This window comes from Vibrio sp. A8-1 (assembly GCF_013048685.1).
In the GTDB taxonomy this organism is placed as follows: domain Bacteria; phylum Pseudomonadota; class Gammaproteobacteria; order Enterobacterales; family Vibrionaceae; genus Vibrio; species Vibrio metschnikovii.
Genome location: NZ_VHTC01000006.1, coordinates 104770 through 127112, shown reverse-complemented (window position 1 = coordinate 127112; position 22343 = coordinate 104770). Strand labels below are relative to the sequence as shown.

The 22343-nt window shown below is 42.9% G+C and carries 16 protein-coding genes and 2 pseudogenes; 14 read left to right on the top strand and 4 right to left on the bottom strand.

Going from position 1 to position 22343, the window contains the following annotated elements; genetic code table 11:
* Positions 1-219 precede the first annotated feature (219 nt).
* Positions 220-2077: pseudogene (locus tag FKN93_RS05090) on the top strand (methyl-accepting chemotaxis protein).
* A 114-nt stretch (positions 2078-2191) separates the two neighbouring features.
* Here the strand turns inward: FKN93_RS05090 and FKN93_RS05085 are convergent.
* Positions 2192-4360: pseudogene (locus FKN93_RS05085) on the bottom strand (YgiQ family radical SAM protein); the annotation flags it as partial.
* A 290-nt stretch (positions 4361-4650) separates the two neighbouring features.
* Between FKN93_RS05085 and FKN93_RS05080 the strand changes: the two are divergent.
* Positions 4651-7131, top strand: coding sequence for an EAL domain-containing protein (locus tag FKN93_RS05080; RefSeq protein WP_170904613.1), 2481 nt, complete (start codon positions 4651-4653; stop codon positions 7129-7131).
* 115 nt (positions 7132-7246) lie between these two features.
* Here FKN93_RS05080 and FKN93_RS05075 read toward each other — a convergent pair whose 3' ends face one another.
* The gene (locus FKN93_RS05075) at positions 7247-10009 is read right to left on the bottom strand and encodes an insulinase family protein (RefSeq protein ID WP_170904612.1); all 2763 of its coding nucleotides are present in this window, start codon (positions 10007-10009) and stop codon (positions 7247-7249) included.
* Positions 10010-10204: 195 nt separating this feature from the next.
* On the opposite strand from FKN93_RS05075, the gene FKN93_RS05070 reads away from it, so the two are divergent.
* Positions 10205-10882: a hypothetical protein gene (locus FKN93_RS05070; RefSeq protein ID WP_161426537.1), complete on the top strand. Its 678-nt coding sequence runs from the start codon at positions 10205-10207 to the stop codon at positions 10880-10882.
* A 91-nt stretch (positions 10883-10973) separates the two neighbouring features.
* Positions 10974-11168 (top strand): DUF4250 domain-containing protein, encoded by a 195-nt coding sequence (locus FKN93_RS05065; protein ID WP_040904231.1) that lies wholly within the window; start codon positions 10974-10976, stop codon positions 11166-11168.
* A 21-nt stretch (positions 11169-11189) separates the two neighbouring features.
* Here FKN93_RS05065 and metR read toward each other — a convergent pair whose 3' ends face one another.
* Complete coding sequence (gene metR / locus FKN93_RS05060) at positions 11190-12101, bottom strand: HTH-type transcriptional regulator MetR (protein WP_154167889.1); 912 nt, start codon at positions 12099-12101, stop codon at positions 11190-11192.
* Between the two features lie 257 nt (positions 12102-12358).
* Between metR and metE the strand changes: the two genes are divergently transcribed.
* Positions 12359-14650 (top strand): 5-methyltetrahydropteroyltriglutamate--homocysteine S-methyltransferase, encoded by a 2292-nt coding sequence (metE, locus tag FKN93_RS05055; protein ID WP_170904611.1) that lies wholly within the window; start codon positions 12359-12361, stop codon positions 14648-14650.
* A gap of 101 nt (positions 14651-14751) precedes the next feature.
* Here metE and FKN93_RS05050 read toward each other — a convergent pair whose 3' ends face one another.
* Positions 14752-14919 carry a hypothetical protein gene (locus FKN93_RS05050; RefSeq protein ID WP_004395053.1) on the bottom strand — a complete coding sequence of 56 codons (168 nt, stop codon included), beginning with the start codon at positions 14917-14919 and terminating at the stop codon, positions 14752-14754.
* A 295-nt stretch (positions 14920-15214) separates the two neighbouring features.
* Between FKN93_RS05050 and htpX the strand changes: the two genes are divergently transcribed.
* The 9 genes from htpX (at position 15215) to FKN93_RS05005 (ending at position 22313) form a co-directional block, all read left to right on the top strand.
* Positions 15215-16078: a protease HtpX gene (gene htpX, locus FKN93_RS05045; RefSeq protein WP_158143772.1), complete on the top strand. Its 864-nt coding sequence runs from the start codon at positions 15215-15217 to the stop codon at positions 16076-16078.
* 191 nt (positions 16079-16269) lie between these two features.
* A complete protein-coding gene (locus FKN93_RS05040; RefSeq protein ID WP_158138566.1) occupies positions 16270-16689 on the top strand; it encodes a nuclear transport factor 2 family protein in 420 nt (139 codons plus the stop codon).
* Positions 16686-17411, top strand: coding sequence for an SDR family NAD(P)-dependent oxidoreductase (locus FKN93_RS05035; protein ID WP_170904610.1), 726 nt, complete (start codon positions 16686-16688; stop codon positions 17409-17411). Before FKN93_RS05040 ends, FKN93_RS05035 begins: the two co-directional genes overlap by 4 nt.
* Before the next feature lie 15 nt (positions 17412-17426).
* Positions 17427-18704 carry an NAD(P)/FAD-dependent oxidoreductase gene (locus tag FKN93_RS05030; protein WP_170904609.1) on the top strand — a complete coding sequence of 426 codons (1278 nt, stop codon included), beginning with the start codon at positions 17427-17429 and terminating at the stop codon, positions 18702-18704.
* On the top strand, positions 18704-19486 hold the full coding sequence (locus FKN93_RS05025) for a DUF1365 family protein (protein WP_170904608.1): 783 nt from the start codon (positions 18704-18706) through the stop codon (positions 19484-19486). Before FKN93_RS05030 ends, FKN93_RS05025 begins: the two co-directional genes overlap by 1 nt.
* On the top strand, positions 19486-20724 hold the full coding sequence (locus FKN93_RS05020) for a cyclopropane-fatty-acyl-phospholipid synthase family protein (RefSeq protein ID WP_170904607.1): 1239 nt from the start codon (positions 19486-19488) through the stop codon (positions 20722-20724). Before FKN93_RS05025 ends, FKN93_RS05020 begins: the two co-directional genes overlap by 1 nt.
* A complete protein-coding gene (locus FKN93_RS05015) occupies positions 20724-21227 on the top strand; it encodes a DUF2878 domain-containing protein (RefSeq protein ID WP_154167899.1) in 504 nt (167 codons plus the stop codon). The genes FKN93_RS05020 and FKN93_RS05015 overlap by 1 nt, the downstream gene beginning before the upstream one ends.
* A complete protein-coding gene (locus FKN93_RS05010; protein WP_249374151.1) occupies positions 21202-21789 on the top strand; it encodes a hypothetical protein in 588 nt (195 codons plus the stop codon). The genes FKN93_RS05015 and FKN93_RS05010 overlap by 26 nt, the downstream gene beginning before the upstream one ends.
* Complete coding sequence (locus FKN93_RS05005; RefSeq protein ID WP_170904606.1) at positions 21786-22313, top strand: DUF3833 domain-containing protein; 528 nt, start codon at positions 21786-21788, stop codon at positions 22311-22313. Before FKN93_RS05010 ends, FKN93_RS05005 begins: the two co-directional genes overlap by 4 nt.
* Positions 22314-22343: the final 30 nt, after the last annotated feature.

Genomic DNA, 22343 nt, shown 5'->3' with positions numbered 1-22343 from the left:
ATCGATGTTTTGTTCAGCACAATGACAGATCTTGGTTCATACTTAGTGCATAAAAAAATGGAGTTGGTTTGGTGTAAATGGCTTAGCAAACCTTAGTGAGTTGGAGTAAATCGATCCTAGTAACGTTATGTTGCTGTCATCCCTTTGTCTGACCCAAACAATTAAGGACGTGAGCATGCACAACCATGCATGAAAATAGTTTGCTTTGAGGGATAAACCATGAAATTCAGTCATAAAGTAGTCGCAGCGTCATCCGTGATGCTACTTTTGACGCTGACACTTTTGTCGACGCAACAGTATTTTACTATGCGCTCTGAGATTGAAACTCAAGTGAATAGCAGCGTTGATGAAATTGTTAGCGGGGTACGCAATACGGTGAGTAAAGATCTCAGTGGTAGTAAAGCGTTAGCACAGTATGTTACAGAGCTGGTTCAGGTTGATATTGATCCTCGAAGTGTCGCCGATGTGCTTCGCCAGAGGGCTTTAGCGAAAAGCTTTATTTTGGTCGGGTTTGGCTATGATAAAGATGGTTCTTATGTCGGTAGTGACCCAAGTTGGAACCCGGGAGCAACTTGGGATCCAAGAGTTCGGCCTTGGTATCGTGATGCCAAAAATGCGGGGCAATTAACCATTACCGCGCCCTATGCAGATTCAGCTACGGGAGAAATATGCCACACCAGTTAATTACCGTGGGCAATTTTCAGGGGCAATATTTTTTGATGTTAGTCTTGTGTCTCTTGCCGAACTGGTTAACCAAGTTTCTCTATTTGATGCGGGTTATCTATTTATCGTTTCTGATGATGGTACTACCGTTGCTCACCCTGAAGCGCGTTTTAATGGTGAACCGATGTCGGCTTTCTTACCGAATGTACGTATCAGTCGTGATGTACAAGAAGTGAGGATTAATAATCAAGATTATCAATTACGTTTTGTACCAATCCCCGGTGAAACTTGGTCAGTTGGGGTTTTACTGGATGAGAGTATTGCCTTTGCTGCGGTTGATGATTTACGGCGTAGTGCGTTAATTTACTCGTTACTCGCTTTAGTGGTCAGCACCTTAATTCTTTCTTTCGTGATCCGTATTTTAATGCGCCCATTAGATACTCTCAATGATGCGATTCAAGATGTTGCTTCTGGACAGGGAGACTTGACTAAGCGACTTGATACCAATACCGATTATGAGTTTGCTCGATTAGCCAGCGGCTTTAACCGTTTTACTGAAACTTTACAGCAGTTGATTAAAGAGTCTAAGCAAATTGGTCAACAGATCATGCACAGTACCGAATCTACCGCTCACGGTTTACAAGCGTCGACCGAAGCAATGCAAAGTCAAATGCATGAGGTGGAGCAGTTGGCAACGGCAATGAATGAAATGGCCGCGACAGCAATGAATGTGGCTGGTAATGCGCAAGGCGCAGCTTCAGCTGCGCAAGAAGCAGATAACGCCACGGAGCAAGGCTCTGAAGTGGTATCACACACCACAGAAGCGATTAATTCCCTAGCGTTACGTATCGATCAAGCAGTAGAAGAGGTCAAGCAATTAGAAAGTGCGACCTCAAACATCGAGACTATTTTAAAAGTCATTAATGATATTGCCGATCAAACTAACCTATTGGCCTTGAATGCCGCGATTGAAGCAGCGCGAGCCGGAGAATCAGGTCGTGGTTTTGCGGTTGTGGCCGATGAAGTGCGTACACTTGCCCAACGAACGCAACAATCGACCACTGAGATTCGCAGTATGATCGAACAACTGCAAGTGGGATCAAGCTCAGTCGCTGGAGCGATGAGACAAAGTAAAGACACGGCAACAGAAACTGTCGCCAAGGCGAGCGAAGCCAATGATGCTTTATTGCGTATCCGTCAGGCGATTCAGCAAATTAGTGATATGAATATGCAAATCGCGTCCGCGGCTGAAGAGCAAAGCTTGGTGGCTGAAGAAATTAATACGAATACGGTGAAAATTAAAGACTTATCGGTACAAGTATCGGATACCGCTAGCCAATCAAACCAACAGATGCAAGAGCAGCTTGAAGATGTTCGTCGTCAAGAGGCAGTGATGAACAAGTTTATTGTTTAATTCTCTCTCCTTTAATAAAAAACTCAGGCGGTTTGCCTGAGTTTTTTATATCCAATATAAGCTAAGCGATTAAGGGCGAGCGGATTTAGCGGTTGGTTTGGTGGTGTGGCTTTTCCCTTTAGGCGATGATGTTTTTTTAGCCGTATGAGGTTTGGTATTGCTGCGCAGTGCATCAAATCCAGGTTGGGTATTGGTATGCTTGGTGGCAAACCTATTGGCACCGTGGCGTCCCGACTTACGTCGTTGCGCAGGAGTGCGAGCGTCAACATCATCAGCGGGTACTAAACAGGTTGCTTTGTCTCCGATTAAATGTTTCTTGCCCATGTTAATCAGAGCTTCACGGATCAAAGGCCAGTTAAGCGGATCATGGTAACGTAGTAATGCTTTATGCAATCGACGTTGGCGCTCACCTTTAGCGATAGTAACCTCTTCCCGTTTTTTGTATTTGACTCGTTTTAATGGGTTGGTTTCTGAGTAATACATTGCTGTCGCGTTACACATCGGTGATGGGTAGAAGTTTTGTACCTGATCACATTGATAGTTATTAGACTTTAACCACAGCGCAAGGTTGAGCATGTCCTCATCCTCGGTACCTGGATGAGCAGAAATAAAGTAAGGGATTAAATACTGTTTTTTACCCGCTTCCGCACTGTATTTCTCAAACATCTCTTTAAAACGGTTATAGGTGCCCATACCCGGTTTCATCATTAGATCGAGTGGGTTCTTTTCGGTATGTTCAGGAGCAATTTTTAGATAACCGCCAACGTGGTGAGTGACCAGTTCACGGACATACTCTGGAGATTCAATTGCTAAATCATAGCGTACACCAGAAGCAATCATCACTTTTTTGATGCCCTTTACCTTGCGCGCTTCACGATAAAGATCAATGGTATGTTTATGATCAGTATTGAGTTTATGGCAAATACCCGGAAAAACACACGATGGACGACGACAGTTCATTTCTGCTTTAGGATCGCTACAACCCAAACGGTACATGTTGGCGGTTGGACCTCCTAAATCGGAGATCGTCCCAGTAAATCCTGGCACTTTATCGCGAATTTCTTCCATCTCATTGAGGATTGACTCTTTTGAGCGGTTTTGAATAATTCGTCCTTCATGTTCAGTAATCGAGCAAAATGAACAACCCCCAAAGCAGCCACGCATGATATTTACTGAGGTCTTGATCATGTCGTAAGCGGGGATTTTTGCTTGACCGTATTGAGGATGAGGCACTCGGGCGTAATTTAATCCAAATACGTAATCCATCTCTTCGGTGGTGAGTGGGATTGGGGCTTGGTTGACCCACAATTCACGATCACCATGGCGCTGAATTAATGCACGTCCCGAATAGGGATTGGTTTCTAAATGCAATACGCGGCTCGCATGGGCGTATAATATCCGGTCATTATTCAGTTTTTCGAAGGCTGGTAAGCGCACGGCTGTCGTCGCTGCATCGTGACGAGAAGGGCGAATGGTGATTGGCTTGGCTTCGGCTTCTTTTTCCTGATTAGTCTCACACTGGGTTTCTACTGCATAAGGGTTTATCGGTACAAACGCTTTACCCGGTTTTTCAATCCGTGAAGAGTCAATGATCGTGTAATGTTCGGGTGCTGCAGGAAGGATAACCGCCGTGCCGCGGATATTGGTCATCTCAGTGATAGCGTCGCCATTAGCCAAACGATGGGCGACTTCGACTAAAGCACGCTCGGCGTTACCAAACAACAAAATATCTGCTTTGGAATCGAACAGCACCGAGCGACGAACTTTATCAGACCAATAATCATAATGAGCAACGCGGCGTAAGCTCGCTTCAATACCACCTAAGACTAATGGGACATCTTTATAAGCTTCTCGGCAGCGTTGAGAATAGACTAACGTGGCGCGATCAGGACGCTTACCACCTTCATTATTTGGCGTATAGGCATCATCATGGCGCAGCTTTTTATCAGAGGTGTAGCGGTTAATCATCGAGTCCATATTGCCTGCGGTGATGCCAAAAAAGAGATTTGGCTTACCGAGGGCCATAAAAGCCTCTTTATTATGCCATTCAGGCTGTGCAATGATACCAACCCGAAAACCTTGCGCTTCTAGTAAGCGGCCAATGATCGCCATCCCAAAACTGGGATGATCAACATACGCATCGCCAGTGACAATAATAATATCGCAGCTATCCCATCCTAGCGCATCCATCTCTTGCTTACTGGTAGGAAGAAAGGGTGCCGTTCCAAAACATTCAGCCCAGTATTTTTTGTAGTGATGGATAGGAGTGATCTTGCTGTGCATATTTTAACCTCTGATTGATAAGCCGCGCATTATAACGACTTGTATCAGTAGTATCTAGGGGAAGCTGCTCAGTTATATGTGGACTATTTTTTAATGAAACATGAACGTCAATTTATTGGCTAAAAAGTTAAAAGGCTTTTTAAATCGAATTAAGAGATTTTTTTGGTCATTTTGTGTGACATAGTCTACATTAATTGGTAAGCAAGTGGTTTTTATTCGTGCAAGTTTATTGCCTCATGGTGAGTATGGCTTGTTCATGACCGTCAGTTAGGTTCAAGGCTGGGATAATTATGACACAAGCAGATTCTCAAGAATGCTTGCAGAAAAAGTCCTCACAACATCCTACTAATGTGGGATATGGCGCTATTGTGTGGTCGTTAAACATTGAAACTCACGAGTTTATCTGTGATCAAGCAATGCTTAATCGCTTACTTTCTATGCAACACTCTACGACTAATATTAAAGATATTTTACGTTACATGACGCCGAGTAAGGCCGCTGAGATGAAGCGTTGTTTCAAATATGTGATTGAAACAGGCGAGAGCCATCATTTTAACTGCAGCTTGGTTATTGCTGAACAAACCCTGGTTTATGTCGAATTTTTTATTGAGCGGATTTCTGCCGTTTTACTGAAAGGAACCATACAACCATTAATAAAACTCGGGTCGGTAAGAGCATTAGCTAAGTTATTTGAAGACCTCTTTGATAACACACATCATGGATTTATGCTGACTGATCAGGATACGAGAATCCTAGCGTGTAACCGTTATTTTGAACAATATTCGGGTTTTAAACAAAGCGAATTACTCGGTTTAAAGGCGAGTATTTTTAATAGTCAAAAGCACTCAGCCGACTTTTATCAATCTATGTGGCATGACATTAATCATTATGGTAGTTGGAGCGGGGTGATTTTAAATCGATTAGCATCAGGAAAAATCTCTCCACAAGAGTTGACCATTCAGAAAATTACTTTACAGGATGGTCGGGTCTTTTTTTTAGGGATGACTTTGGATTTGTCAGAAAACCTTTATCGGGTAGCCGATACCCCATTAGGCGAAATTGATCTGCTCACCCAATTGCCAACAGAAGAGAAATTTAAAGATTTACTGAGTATCTACCAGAAAGAAAATCAAGACGATACCACATTAATTGTGCTTGTTTTTCAGCCTCAATTTTCGACAGATCATCATCATGCTGAGATGGTCATGTTATCTAATTTCTTGGTTAATAGTGAAGAAGTAAAATTGGCAGGTTACGTTGGTAAAGACATTTATGCTGTGTGTTTAGCGTGTACTAAGTGTCAAAAAACGACGGACTTTCGACAAATTCAGCATGCTATTCGACGTTTTATGCAAGATTTGAAAAAAGAATCTGAAATATACGCGACGGTGATCGGTGGTCGTATTGGTGTTTCGGTTTTAGAGTTAGACGCTAAAACTCCTGCTAGAATGGTCACTCATGCCATGCAGGCGATGCTTGAGCAACATGCTGGTGAATCAAAGACGATTAGCTTCTATCACAGTGAGATACATCAACAAGTTAAGCGTCGAAAATCTTTAGAGGATTTAGTGAGCAAAGCGATCTCTGAAAGGGATCTCGAGGTACATTATCAGCCGATTGTCGATACCAAAACCTGGGAAATAGCGAAGTTTGAAGCGTTATGCCGTTTTAAACCGACTAAGGATAATGCATTCACGACTCAAGAAATGATCAGTATTGCTGAGGATCTTAACTTGATCAGCGAGTTAGATAGAACGGTCGGTATTCTCTCTTTACAAGCTTTACCTAAGATTAAGATGTTATTTGGGCAACATATCGGATTAACCATTAATCGCTCTTTTAATAGCAAAATGGATGCGGTGCAAATATTAACCAATACCTTAGAAATGATAGAAAATTACACCGATAGCCCACAATCAATTACGATAGAATTAACAGAAAGTGCTTATTTTGATAGCCAGTCACAACAAGCTAACGCATTAAAATCACTACGTGAACAAGGTGTGACCGTTGCGATTGATGATTTTGGTACTGGATACTCTTCGTTTACTTATTTAAGTGATTGTCATTTTGATTATTTAAAAATCGATCGTGAGTTTGTTACTGATATTCAGCTTGGTAGTAATAAATGCAAAATAGTAAATATGATCATTGGATTATGTCATAGTCTAGGGATTAAGGTTGTTGCAGAAGGGGTCGAAACTGAACAAGAAGTGATGGTATTAAAGTCATTGGGCGTCGATTATATGCAAGGCTATTTCTTTTCTAAACCATTGCCTTTTACATCATTACATCAAGCGAAAAATTATCGTCGAAATTTAGTTACAATCGATACTGAACCTGATCAACAACAAAAGAAAACCAGCTTAATCCATTTATTTAAAGGTAAACCGCATCTTGATCCGAGTGAGCCCCTCTCTTTAGTCGACAAGTATTTTAAAGTGACACAAACTGACGCACTACCGGTTATCAATAAAGGGGTGTGTGTTGGAATTGTGCTAAGAGAGACGTTAAATTTGCACTTAACCCCAACGATGGGGACTGAGCTGGAAACGATGCGTGAAGCCGCGATTTGGCGACGACCTGTTAATCAGTTAATGCAAATCCATTTTACCCAACTCAAGGCGGATACCAAACAAGATAAAATCTCGGAATTAATCAGTAATGAAACCCCCTTTCCTTGGGTTTTGGTGGATGGTGAGAAGTATAAAGGTTTACTAACACAAGCGGATGTCTTGCTGCATTTAGCAGAAAGACAACCGTGTTTGTGATTAGTTATGGCGTTATGGCTCATTTTTCCCCCTAAAATACCCATAATCGACTTGAGTGCTTTAGTACGTCGTTTGGGTATCTCGGTTTAGAGCAGCTTTGCCTTAGAGCAATAGATTAACCGCTCTGTTTAGGTGTCATTATGCTGATTTGCTTGATACTTGTATCACCAAACATTTGCTTTGCTCGATGCTGCATCTCTTCAGCACGAATGCTATTCGCCGTATCTTCGATATTCATTAGAGCTTCAATACCATAACCATGAATAAGGTAACGGCTAAGCATTGATGCCATTTGTTCTGGTCTATCTTGTAATGGTTTTAAATCTACGATGAGTTGTTTCGCGACAGTTTGTACTTCTTCTTGGCTGATATACTGCGTTAAACTCTCGATAACTTCCTGAACAGCTTGTTGTGTTTGCTCAACATAAGCCGAATCAATGGTGGTAATAAATGACCAATCAGAACTCGGTTCACTATCCTTATTGAGTGGGATAACCTCAGGGGTATAATCCAACCCTTTATTTTCTCTAATGTTGGCTAATAATCTTTGTGTCGCTAAGCGATAGAGCATGTCTTCTAGGAACACGGTTTTTGCGCTTTTGACTGAGGAATCAGCAGCAATATAACGATGAACAATCAGAGTGTGGTTGTCTGTATTTATCGGTAATTCTAATTGTGAACTAATGGAGGTTGAATAGTCCGCAGTAAGTCTAAGTGGTTGCGATGGCGCTAGTGGAATATTAGCAATATATTGACGTAATAAGGGAGTGATGGTCGAGGGTGTCACATCGCCAACGATAACCAAAGTAAAGTTACCTTGCTGAAAGAGTTGTTGATGCACTTGCATGACTTGATCTGCCGTCGGAATCGGTTGATCTTGAGTATCCCTAAACCAATGGGCACTGCTCGGATTATAAGAATCATGGCTAACGGTTTTAATGAGTTGGCCAAGGGGCGTCGCCACAAATTGACTTAAGTTAGCTCTGTGTTGCTGATTGGTCGTATCCAGTTTTATGAGATCAAGATTTGGCCGTGTAGAGAACTGGTGAATCATCGCGAACCCTTCATCTAAATCCTTTTGATTCATTTCCAATCTTAACCAGTGTGAGGTGGTATCAATAAAGGTCGCCATCGACATGTTTTTGCGTTTCAAGTAGCTGTCCGTTTGTGCTCCATTCATGTCACCCAAACCCGATTGCATCAGAACGGTCGGTGAAATATCGGTTGCATAAAATAGGTCATTGGGTAAAGCAGCGTAGCCACCTAAGCTAGAGTAAAAAAGTTGCAGCTTTTTTTTCCCACTATATGTTCTTAATAAATAAGCATCTACACCATTTTCTAATTGCCAATGAACAATATCAGGGTCGGTGTGGATAGACTGTGAGCTAATAATCTCTCCTTGTTGTATCGGTTGATACAATGCAGGATTAATGTCGGCTATTTCAGTTTTTATCCCACGGCGTTGCTTGGTTTTTTGTATATGATCTCGTTGATTGGTGAGTTTGGATAAAGTTTCTTGTCGATCAGCACCAATAATGATGGTGGCATCACTACGCAGTAACTGTTTTAAGTGACGATTGACCTCTTCAACAGAAGCTTTGCTGAGTAACTGTTTTAGACCATACTGAAAATCGAGGTCACTTTGTAGTACCTCTTGGTTAGAGATAGCCCAAACTCGATCATTCGCATGTTCAGGGGGTAACCGATTATGCTTGTTTTGAGTCGCATACAGGAGGTCATCTTGGTACGAATGAAGTACCGCCTGTAGCTCTTGCTCGCTGACGCCAAAATCACGGAGTGACGACAATGTCGATAAGGTAAGGTCGGTGACCATGCCTCTTTGTTGGTAAGGAAAAGCTACACTGATCAGAGAATAGCGTTGATCAAGTATACGATAACTGATCGTATGTAATTGAGTATGAACTTGTGCGGCTTGATTAAACTCGGCAGCAAGTCGATAAGAGATGAGTTGTTCAGCAATATTATCTAGACGATGATTAATTAACTGTTCGTGATTGGTAATACGATGTTCTCCACGATCGATTAACAGAGAAAAACTTGGGTGTTCACCAGTCGCGACGTAATCAATAAAATCTTGTGTATCCAATTTTGTTTGACTTGGAAGAACTGGGCGACGTGTTTCACCAGCCTGCCAGTCAGCAAAGTACTCTTGTATCCATTTTTCACCTTGTTCGAGAGTGACATTACCCGTAATGACAATTTCTGTTAATTGAGGTTGATACCACGTTTGATAAAAGGTTTTTAGGCGTTCAGGAGTCGCTTGTTGAACACTATCTCGCGTTCCTAATACGTCATGTTGAGCATAAATCGTTTTTGCGATTAATTGCTCATAAAATTTTTGTTCAAATGGTTTATCGTCACTTATTCGATAACGAAATTCACCCATGATCACGCCTTTTTCTTTTTCAACTTCTTGCGGCGTAAAATGTAGACCGTCGGCAATATCTCTAAACCAGAGTAATGCTTTGTCTATCGCTAGGTTATCCGGCAAATCGAGGCTATAGACGGTTTCTTTGTAGCTAGTAAATGCATTCAGGTCGGCCCCAAAACTGGCTCCGGTCTGCTGCACCATCTTAATCACATCATTATGTTGGTAATGGATACTGCCATTAAAAGCCATATGTTCGACGAAATGCGCGTAGCCGGATTGTTCAGGACTTTCTTGTAGCGACCCTGCATGGACATAAAAACGAATGGAAACGGGTTGATGATGATCAGGGTACAGATGATAGGTTAAGCCATTATCTAATTGACCCGTTACCCATCGCTGATCGGCTTGTAAAGGTGTAGTAGGGTGGTGAGAGACACAACCCAGTAAAGAAAGGGAAACTAACCCAGCCATTATTCGTGTGTTCATAGTGACCTCTTGATTTTTTCCGTACTATAAACAAGAAGTCGTTCATGATGGTGCTAGATATTTATGATCCTCGATGAGAATAACGAATCGAATCAATAAGAATGATATGACTGTCAATATTAAAATCGAGGTAGGCAGAGGTGTGACGCTTTTGTTATCATCCCCATCCGTTTTTCATTATGTAACGAAGAATTTATGCTTTATTCCCTATTGAGTGTGATGGCTCCTATGTTATTGGGCGCACAAGTGTTGTTGACCCTCGTGTTGGTCAAAGGCGATATTTGTCCTGGGCAACGGGGGCGAATACATAAAGTGCTGCCTGTGCTGGCTATTTTATGGGTTGCGGTTGCGTCATTAAAAGTTGAGGCATTTTTAGTCGTATTTGCTTTGCTTTATTTTTACTCGCAAGTGCAAACTAAAAAAACACGTCAAGAAGGGCCCTTATGGGTGATGTATCTGGCTGATGGTTTAGCATTAGCCTTCGTCGCTATTTTGATCACTGAAACGGTTAATTGGTCTGCAAGCTTATCTCTGCTCAGCCTGATATTTTTATTAGGCGCGTTATTAGGGCACCTGTTATTAACTATTGCTCGTACGCGTTTACAAGCTTTTCATCGTCTATTGCCAGTGATGGGAATTTTGTCGGCGATGATCGCCACACTCTGTATTGTTCCTTATTCCTATCAACTTGATACGCAATCTCTCTCCGCATTGACTCAACCTTTATTGATAAGTTTTTCATTACTAGTGATAGGTATTGTGGTTTGGTGTTGGCATTTATTATTGGTTAAGCCTGTGAGCAAAGGACAATTGATCCTTGCCCAAACGTTGATTTTGGCTGCGGCTACGGGTTTTCATCATCTTTACCTGTGATTGACTGTGTTTCGAGAGACGGCTCACTTTCCATTCGACTAATTACGACTAAGCTTATTAATAGGGCGTATGGCGATAGAGGAGCATGATGATGGATTTAAGCAATGTGAGCCGTCTTGATGATGCCATTTTACTCGGTATTGTAAATGAGAAGCTGCGGCTTGAATGTGATAGCTTGGGTGAATTGGTCTCAATGTATGAGATGAATGAAGAACATGTGGTTGGTAAGCTGCAAAACTTAGGTTTTAGGTACGACCCTCTCACCAACCAGTTTAAAGCGGTCTAACTTTACGAGGCCTATTGATTTTTAAGCCATCTTGATCCCCTCAAGGTGGCTTTTGCATTGTTGGCGAGCAATAGCGAAGAAGGCTTGTAAGTAATGTTTGTTTTTTTCACTATTACGAGTTGCCGCAAATAGCCTGCGCCACAAGCCATCGCCTAGCGGCTTACTGGTGATCAACCCTTGACGTGAAAACTCACTGATCGCCCAATTTGGCAATGTTGCTACTCCTAATCCTGCAGAGACCATCTGCACCAACATCAGAGTGTTATCGGCTTGTTTCCATTTTGCGGGTTCAATACCTGCCGGTTGTAAAAAGTGCTTTACGACATCCAAGCGCTGTTTTTGTACCGGATAGCTCAGCATGGTTTGGTCGGCTAAATCGTGCGCACTAATCGAGGTTTTCTCTGCTAATGGATGAGTGGTTGCTGTGATCAAGCGCATTTCAAAATCAAACAGCGGCTCATAATGCACTTCAGAGCGAGGCAGAATATCTGATGTGATCACTAAATCAAGCTCTCCAGCCAGCAATGCAGGGAGGGGCTCAAAGCCAAAACCAGAAGAAAAATCGAGAGTAACGCTCGGCCAAGCAACTTGGTATTCACGTAACGCAGGCATCAACCATTGAAAGCATGAATGACACTCAATCGCCATGTGTAATCGGCCATTAACGTCTTCTTTTAGACTAGCCAGTTCATTTTCGGCTTTCGCCAGTCTCGGCAGTATTTCATCGGCGACTTTCAATAAAATATCTCCTTCAGAGGTAAAGCGCACAGGACGCGTTTTACGCAAAAAAAGTTGCCCACCAATTCGCGCTTCGAGATCTTTAATTTGATGCGATAGAGCCGATTGCGTTAAGTGGAGACTCGTCGCTGTTGCGGTTAGCGATCCTGTCTCACGTAACGACACTAAGGTTTTTAAATGTTTAAGTTCTATCATGCGTCACCGTCATCGTTTTATCTTTATTCTGGTCTATTGCTATTTAACTTACGTTGTTTTTTTGGAGCTGTAAACATCTAGATGGCTATTTGGCATTTAAAGAAGTGAAGTTATCGAACATCAACATGAATTTATTTAATAAACAAGTTGAATAATTGGCGATTGTACCGGCCATGGATTAGCGAGATAGTTTGGACATCCGGACATCTTTGGTGCGATGGATGTCTGCAAAAATGAATTATAAAAGGATAACAACCATGGCAACGACAACACATATTCTCGGCTACCCACGTATCGGTGAAAAACGTCAACTGAAATTCGCTTTAGAGCAATACTGGCGCGGCGACATTACTCAACACCAATTAAAACAAGTTGGTAGTGACATTCGTCAACAAAACTGGCAATGGCAAAAAGATGCAGGATTAAGTTTTGTCACAGCTGGCGATTTTGCTTGGTATGATCATGTGTTAACGACCACCTTGTTACTTGGTCATGTGCCTAAGCGCCATCGTGATGGTTCGCCTGATCTGGATACCTTATTTCGTGTCGGTCGTGGTCAATCGCAAAATAGCTGTGGTTGCAGTGGCAGCGCCGCCTCGGATATGACCAAGTGGTTTAATACCAATTACCACTATATTGTGCCAGAGTTTAGTGCTGATGATAGTTTTGAAGTCAGTTGGCCGCAGCTGTTTGATGAAGTTAATGAAGCGATTAAAGCTGGTCATCAAGTTAAACCCGTGTTGCTAGGGCCATTAAGCTACTTGTATTTAGGTAAAGAGGTCGAAGAAGGATTTGATCGCCTAAGCTTATTACCAAGACTATTAACGGCGTATCAAGCTATTTTGGCTAAATTAGCCAAACAGGGCGTGACGTGGGTACAAATTGATGAACCGATTTTAGCCCTTGAGTTAGAGCCAAAATGGCAAGATGCGTTTAAATTAGCTTATCAAGTTCTGCAAGGAGAGGTGAAACTATTACTCACCACGTACTTTGATTCGGTAGTTGATAGCTTAGATAAAATTATTGAATTACCGGTCAATGGTTTGCACATCGATCTTTCAGCCGCGCCTCAACAGTTAAATACCGTGGTTGAGAAGTTACCTCAAGATTGGGTGTTATCGGCAGGGGTGATTAATGGTCGTAATGTATGGCGTGCAGATTTAGCCGCATTATTAACGTTATTACAACCCGTAAAAGAACAATTGGGTGACAGGCTCTGGTTGGCCAGTTCTTGCTCTTTATTACACAGTCCGGTGGATTTGGATTTAGAGTCAACTCTATCAGCGGAGGTGCGCAGCTGGTTTGCTTTTGCCAAGCAAAAAATTACCGAAGTGGCTTTACTCGCGAAAGCGCTCGATGGCGATCAAGCGGCGATCTTAGCTTGTGATACTTACAGCTTACCGATTGTCGCGCGAAAAAGTGCCCTGCATGTTAATAAGCCTCAAGTGCAAACACGTTTAAAGAGTATTAGCCAAACACTGGCAGAGCGCAGTGCACCATACAGTGAGCGAGCCTATCATCAGCAAGAAGTATTAGGTTTACCATTATTACCGACGACGACGATTGGTTCTTTCCCACAAACGGGCGATATCCGCGCTGAGCGCAGTGCTTATCGACAAGGTAAATTAACTCAAGATCAATACGAGCAAGCGCTTAAAGGGCATATCGCCGATGCGGTGCAGCGTCAGGAAGCATTAGGTTTAGACGTATTAGTACATGGTGAAGCTGAACGTAATGACATGGTGGAATATTTTGCGGAAAACCTCGCTGGCTTTCAAACCACGCAATTTGGTTGGGTACAGAGTTATGGCTCGCGCTGCGTTAAGCCGGCAATCGTAGTGGCCGATATTGAAAGAGAGCAGCCAATAACAGTAGGTTGGTCGACTTATGCTCAGTCATTAACCAGCAAGCAAATGAAAGGGATGCTAACTGGGCCTGTGACCATTTTATGTTGGACATTCCCACGAGAAGATATTTCTCGTCAGCACATTGCTCAGCAATTAGCACTGGCTTTACGTGATGAAGTTGCCGATCTGCAAGATGCGGGCATCAATATTATTCAGATTGATGAGCCAGCGATTCGTGAAGGTTTGCCGCTGAAAAAGCGCGATCATCAAGCGTATTTACAGTGGGCTGTGGAGGCTTTTAAGATCTCTGCGGCGGTGGCGCGCCCAGAAACACAGATCCATACTCATATGTGCTACAGCGAATTTAACGAAATTATTGATTCTGTCGCTGCGTTAGACGCCGATGTAATTACCATCGAAACCTCACGTTCTAATATGGAATTGCTTAAAGCATTTGAGGTATTTAATTACCCGAATGCGATTGGTCCTGGTGTGTATGATATTCATTCCCCTAATATTCCTTCACAACAATGGATAGAAGGTTTACTCCGTAAGGCGGCGGAAAAAATTCCGGTTGAACGTTTGTGGGTTAATCCGGACTGTGGCTTAAAAACGCGTAATTGGCCAGAGGTGGAAGCGGCATTAAACAACTTGGTGCTTGCAGCAAAAGCACTACGTAATGAGTGGCAAACAAAAGCTTAACACTTCGGTTGAGGGATGTTTTTCTGTTGAATATAAAAAAGCCGCCATGGATTTAAATGGCGGCTTTTTTGAGAACGTTCATTTTTTGATGGTTCTCAATCTTATTTATCTTGTGATAGACCGAGTAACGATTGTTGGATATCACTGACTGGTGTTTGCATGGTTGGCTGAGTGGTAATGCCCAATTGCTGTTTTGCTTCTTCAACGGTTAATCCTAGATGACAACACAGTAAATCGATTGCCATTTGGTAGCTATTGACTTCGGCCATGGTGGTAGTTTCCTTTGCTTGCTGTGATATATCCGCTTTTTAGCTGAATCTGCAAATAGTTTGCTTATAGCCATTGACTTAGATCAATCTAATCGCTTTAACTACGCTCCTCAATAAGACCAAAGTCTAACTTTTTACTGATCGGATCTGTTGGTTAATTTCTCGGACATTAAATGTTGCAATTTAGCACTTAACCTTGAATATTAAATCGATAACACTATCTCTATATAAAAGTAAAAGTTGACTGATATATCATCGGTACAATTAATCAAAACATCCTATTTGGAGAGAAGTAATGAAGCGAGTATTTTTATTCTTAGCAACCAACCTAGCCGTTGTGCTGGTGCTCAGTGTTGTTCTGAATATCGTTTATGCAACAACAGGCATTCAGCATGGTAGTTTGTCTGGCTTGCTAGTTTTGGCAGCGGTATTTGGTTTTGGTGGTTCATTTATTTCACTTCTTATGTCAAAAAGTATGGCTCTGCGCTCGGTAGGAGGCAGAGTCATTGAAACGCCACGCAATGAGATGGAACATTGGTTACTGCAAACCGTCGAGCGTCAAGCGCAGCAAGCGGGTATTGGTATGCCGACCGTGGCGATTTATGATGCTCCTGATATGAACGCATTTGCTACAGGTGCCAAGCGTAACGACTCGTTAGTCGCTGTATCGACCGGTCTATTGCACAACATGACTCGTGATGAAGCAGAAGCGGTATTAGCCCATGAGGTAAGCCATATTGCTAATGGGGACATGGTAACTATGACATTGATGCAAGGCGTGGTGAATACCTTCGTGATATTCCTATCGCGTTTTATCGCTAATATTGTTTCTTCTCGCAACTCAGATGAAGGGCAAGGTAGCAATATGATGGTTTACTTTGGTGTCTCTATGGCTTTGGAATTGGTGTTTGGTTTCTTAGCGAGCTTTATCACTATGTGGTATAGCCGCCATCGTGAATTTCATGCGGATGCAGGCGCTGCTCAACTAGTGGGTAAACACAAAATGATTGCCGCTTTAGAGCGTTTGAAAATGAGTCACGAGTCGCAGTTAGAGGGGTCGATGATGGCGTTTGGTATTAACGGTAAGCGTACGGTTATGGAGCTATTGATGAGCCATCCACCGTTAGATAAACGTATTGCCGCATTACGTAACTCATAATCCATTATTTATCATTCATTAACCAGCCTTCGGGCTGGTTTTTCTTTTTTATCGATTGATCGTTTTATCTCTTCATGTCGTATCTCATTTTTATAAAGTTGTACAAATTTTTTTTCGTACAACTTTATAAAATGCACTATCTTATCATTATATTGTACGAAAAATTATTTTGTATAACTACGAGGTTCCACATGGATGTTCAAACGGTTGGTCAATTCTACTGTCAGCTCAGCAAGCATACTTTGCATCGTTTGCCTGAAATTTACCATCAACACGTGGTTTTCGCTGACGCTGCACACCGTATTGAAGGTCTAGAAAGCTTACATCAGTACTTTGTTAACCTTTATCAAAATGTGCAGCGATGTGAATTTACTATTCATGAACAACATCAAATTGAACAAACGGCTTTTCTCGTCTGGACGATGCACTTACAGCATCCTAAGCTTGCCAGTGGTCGAGTGATTGATGTTCAGGGTATGAGCCAGATTAAGTTTCAAGACGATAAAGTCATTTATCATCGAGATTATTTTGATTTAGGTGAAATGCTCTACGAGCAATTACCGCTGCTGGGTAGCTTAGTTCGCGCGGTGAAACGGAGGTTAGGCCAATGAATGGTGTCTTGATCACCGGAGCCAGTTCAGGCATAGGTTTGCAGCTTGCTAAAGATTATGCTCAACAAGGTTGGTCGGTGATTGCTTGTGGGCGTAATTTGACGGCATTGCAAACATTACAAGCCGAGTATCCCACGATTGAAATTCTGATTGCCGATGTCACTGATCGTCATGCCACACTCAACGCTTTATCTTCTTTGACGGTGGTTCCAACCCTTTGGATTCTCAATGCCGGAAGTTGTGAATACATTGATGATGGCGTCATGGACTCTGCATTATTAGGCCGCGTTTTTGAGGTTAATGTACTGGGTATTGCGCACTGCATTGAGGGCATTCAACCTTATCTAACTCAGGGACATCGAGTGGCTTTTGTTGGCTCTATCGCCAGTGAGCTTCCCCTGCCAAGAGCGGAAGCTTATGGTGCTTCAAAAGCAGCAGTCAACTACTTGGCTCGAACGTTACGATTAGATTGGCAAGCCAAGGGGGTAGAGGTTACGACCATCTTCCCGGGTTTTGTCACTACACCTTTGACCGATAAAAATACCTTTCCTATGCCGATGATCATTACCGTCGAGCAAGCCTCTTTGGCGATCAGGCAAGGACTGGCCAAAGGTAACCAGAGCATATATTTTCCTGCGGTATTTACTTGGATCATTCGTTTAATTGCGGCACTGCCTTACCGCTGGCAGCACGCTATTGTCAAACGATTAGTTGGCGCATAGAAGGACAACATAACAATGAAAATTGCCATTATTGGAAGTGGTATATCAGGGCTCACTTGTGGGCATTACTTGCATCAACAGCATGATGTAACGATTTTTGAAGCGAATGATTATATTGGTGGGCATACCGCCACAGTAGATGTTGAACTGAACGGCCAGTCTTATGCGATTGATACGGGGTTTATCGTGTACAACGATCGCACGTATCCAAACTTTATCAAAATGATGAATGAGATTGGCGTACGTGGCGTCGCAACACAAATGAGTTTTAGTGTACGTAATGATGCCAATGGCCTTGAGTATAATGGCCATACCATCACGACGTTGTTTGCTCAGAAGCGTAATTGGTTTAAGCCAAGTTTTTATCGTTTTATCCGCGAAATATTACGCTTCAATCAACTCGCTAAAGCCGCGGCGGCTGATGCAGAGCATAGTGTTCAAACTCTCGGAGAATTTTTGCATCATCATCAATTCTCTGATTATTTTTGTGAGAATTATATTTTACCGATGGGAGCGGCGATATGGTCCTCTTCATTGGCCGATATGCGTGCTTTTCCTTTGACGTTTTTTCTGCGTTTTTTCCTCAATCATGGCTTATTAGATATTACTCATCGTCCTCAGTGGTATGTGATTGAAGGGGGCTCTCGAGCGTATATTGAACCGTTAACCCAAGGATTTCGCGATAAGATTCGTCTCAATGCTCCTGTTGAGTGGTTGCGACGGAGCGGACAAGGTATTGAACTGCAAGTGCATGGCAAAATTGAACACTTTGATGAGGTGATTTTTGCTTGTCACAGCGATCAAGCCTTGGCTTTATTATCGGATGCTAATCATCTTGAGCGTGAATTACTCGGCGCGATGGGTTATCAAGCCAATGAAGTGATTTTACACACGGATACCAGCTTATTACCAAAGCGAAAAGCGGCTTGGGCATCGTGGAACTATCGCTTGGCAGGGGACGTGGATCAAGAGACCCGTTTGCCGGCTTTAACTTACAATATGAATATATTGCAGCATATTGATAGCTCAGAAACGTTCTGTGTCACCTTAAACAGCAGCGAAAGTATTAATCCCAATAAAGTGCTGCGTAAATTTACGTATCATCATCCGGTATTTAACCGTGCCGCGATTGCTGCCCAGCAACGCAAAGCAGAGATCAGTGGGGTTAATCACACCTGGTTCTGTGGTGCCTACTGGCATAACGGTTTTCATGAAGATGGTGTTAAAAGTGCATTAGATGTTGTAACCCGCCTTAGCGCGCAGACCAATACGGCTCAGCAAGGGGCTGCGTAATGCACAGTCAAGATAACGCGGTAAGCAGTGCCTTAATGGTTGGACATGTGCGTCATCGGCGTTTATCGCCAGTGGCGCATGATTTGACCTACCCACTCTTTATGCCTGCGATTGACCTCGATCAGTGGTCTGAGCTTCAGCAAAACGTGTGGGGGTTGGGTGAGAAATGGTGGCATTGGGCACGTTTTCGTCGTCAAGATTATCTTGGTCAAGGTGATTTGAAAGCTGCGGTGCAAGATAAAGTTCATGAACTCACTGGTGAGCGTATCGAAGGTAAAGTATTGGCAGTGGTCCATTTACGTTACCTCGGTCTCTATTTTAGTCCAGTCAATTTTTATTACTTATATGACCATCAAGGAGAATGGCGTTATTTATTGGCAGAGGTCAGTAATACGCCATGGAATGAGCGTCACTACTATGCGTTACCGGCAGAGGCGGGGGTGGATAATCAGCATTGGCAACATGATAAAGCCTTCCATGTTTCACCATTTAACCCAATTGATCAGCAGTATGTTTGGAAGCTAAAGCCGCTCAATCAAGGCTTAATGGTGCATTTAGAGTGTCATCGTCAGCATAAAGAATTCGATGCGACGCTGACCTTAAAAGCGCGGCCTTTTACGTCTGCTCAATTACTTAAGCTATTAATGAAAACGCCAATCATGACAATTAAAGTGATGGTGGGAATCTATTGGCATGCGTTGAAGTTATGGATAAAAGGAGCACCTTTTTATGCTCATCCAGATTCATCGTCAGTAAACAAAAATAATAAGGAGAAACGCTAATGTCACACTCTTCTTCTTTGGATATGCCCAAGACGCTAACTGTGTTACAAAAAGGGGCGCGGGCAATGGTATTCAAGTCTCTCAACCTAATGCAAATTGGCTGTTTAACCATCAAAGAATCGTTCAATGAAGTGGGTATTGAACAGTTTGGTCCAGCCCAAGAGGGGCAGATCCACGCGACGGTAGAGGTTAAACATCCTCATTTCTATGCTCGTTTACTCAAAGGTGGCAGTATCGCCGCCGCAGAAGCCTACATGGATGGCTGGTGGGATAGCCCCGATTTAACCGCAGTGATGGAATTAATGGCGCGAAATTTAGCCGCGCTCGATAAGCTGGAAGCGCAAAGTAGTATTGTGATGCGCTGGCTCAATCAAATGGGGCACTGGTTAAAGCGTAATTCCCTTGGTCAAGCTAAGCAAAATATTGAAGCGCATTATGATCTTGGTAACGATCTGTACCAAACCTTTTTAGATAAAAGAATGCTGTACTCTAGCGCACTTTATCTAAACAGTACTGACAGTTTAGAGCAAGCACAACTGAATAAAATGGAGCGTTTGTGTCAGCAGTTGCAATTGCAAGCCAGCGATCATGTGTTAGAGATCGGGACAGGCTGGGGAGCGATGGCGATTTACATGGCACAAACTTATGGTTGTAAAGTGACCACCACGACCATTTCTGAAGAGCAGTTTGCCTACACACAGGCATTAGTTGAGTCGCTGGGTTTAACGGACCAAATTACCTTATTAAAACAAGATTATCGTCAGCTCACGGGACAGTTTGATAAATTAGTCTCTATTGAGATGATTGAAGCGGTTGGTAAAGCTTACTTAAAATCTTATATCCAACAGTGTAATCAATTATTGAAGCCACAAGGCTTATTGGCGATTCAAGCGATCACGATTACCGATCAACGTTATGACTATTACAGTAATAATGTTGATTTTATTCAAAAATACATCTTTCCTGGTGGTTTTTTACCCTCGATTACTGCCTTAACTCAAATGGCAACTCGGTTTAGCAATTTGGTGGTGCGCAATGTTTTTGATATTGGGTTAGATTATGCGCATACCTTAGCCGATTGGCGTTTGCGTTTTGAAGCGGCGTTACCAGAGGTGCAACGGTTAGGCTACGATGAACGATTTATTCGTATGTGGCGTTATTATTTGTGCTATTGCGAAGGTGGTTTTCAGGCTCGGACGATCAGTACGATTCATATGACCTTCCAGAAAGGTGCTTAATGCGCAAACTACTGCTGCCTTCATTACTGTTTGAAGTTATTTGGTGGTCTGCTGTCTGGGGCCAGACCGACTGGCAATGGTTGACTTTAGTGTTGGTCATCATCGCTTGGCTTAGTATGGCATACACTCAGTTAACCTCACTTTTCCCAGTAATGCTGTTGGCCGGAGCGGGAGTGCTATTGGATATCATCAATGGTGCCATCGGCCTGTTTGTTTTTCCTACGGAGCATCCTATTCCATTTTGGTTGGTTATCTTATGGTGTGGTTTTGCATGGTACGCTCGGTTGCTTATCCCTGCGATTCAACACCACTCGCCACGTTGGATTATCATTTTAGGTGGCTTGGGTGGCGCTGTCAGTTATTGGGCCGGTTATCGATTTGCGGCAGTGGATTTTCAATGGACGGTTCTGACCGTAATGGGCATTTTATTTGTCCAATGGGCAGGGCTCACATGGTGCTTATTAAAGGTGTTTAGTCATGCAAGGAACGCTCAGCGTGTATAAATGGGGTATTCGTATTTCGCTCTTGGTCGTCATGATGTTGTCTATTTCGCTGAGAGCAGAAGCGGATAAACCACAAGGAGAAAGGCAGGAGGTGTGGCGTGATTGGCCAGTGGTTGGACAGGCTACGCTATCGTGGTTATTTTGGGATGTTTATCACTCCCAGCTACGTTCTCCCGATGGTCAATACCAGAAGCAGCCCGGTCAAGAGGTGGCGACTCATCCTTTGGCTTTAGAGATCCATTACCTACGTGCGATTCGTCGTGAACAGCTATTGGAGGCCACCGAAAAGCAGTGGCAAAAACTCGGTTACTCTGCGGCAAACATTGAGTCATGGATGGCCCAGTTAAGTCACCTATTTCCAACGGTAGAAAAAGATCAGCGCCTCGTTTATCTCTCGGACGGTCAGCATGGACAGTTGTGGTATTTTCCAACACCAACAGATAAACACGTTCGTGGCGAGGTGATTGACCCCCAAATGAATGAGGCATTTTTGGCCATTTGGTTATCACCACGGAGTGATTACCCTAGATTAAGAAATCAACTGGTAGGAAAGCGCGGATGAAAAAGTATTGGCAAGCTCTTTGGTTAAGTGTTGCACTGGTGTTGGTCGGCTGTTCAACAGAGATCAATGATTATCAGGATGTAGAGCCAAAGTTTGATCTGTTCAACTATTTTACAGGCACAACCCACGCTTGGGGGATGGTGCAAGATTATACCGATAAACAAACACGACGTTTTGAAGTTTTGATCGAAGGCTCGGTAGAGGGGGATGTACTGACTCTGGTTGAAGACTTTATTTTCGATGATGGTGAGGAGAGTCAACGTATTTGGGTGATCACTCGCACCGGAGAGGGTGAATATCGCGGTAAAGCTGATGATATTATTGGTCAAGCTCAAGGTAAAGAAGTCGGTAATGCATTGCACTGGCGTTACTCATTTTTATTGAGCACCGAGAGCCGTGATATTGAAGTGTTGTTTGATGATTGGATGTATCGACAAGATGATCGTCACATGTTTAACCTCACCAAAATTAAGAAATTTGGCATTGAAGTCGGTAAAATCACCCTATTTTTCCAAAAGCAGTAACGGGGTGCATCAACAAAAAAAAGGACTTCA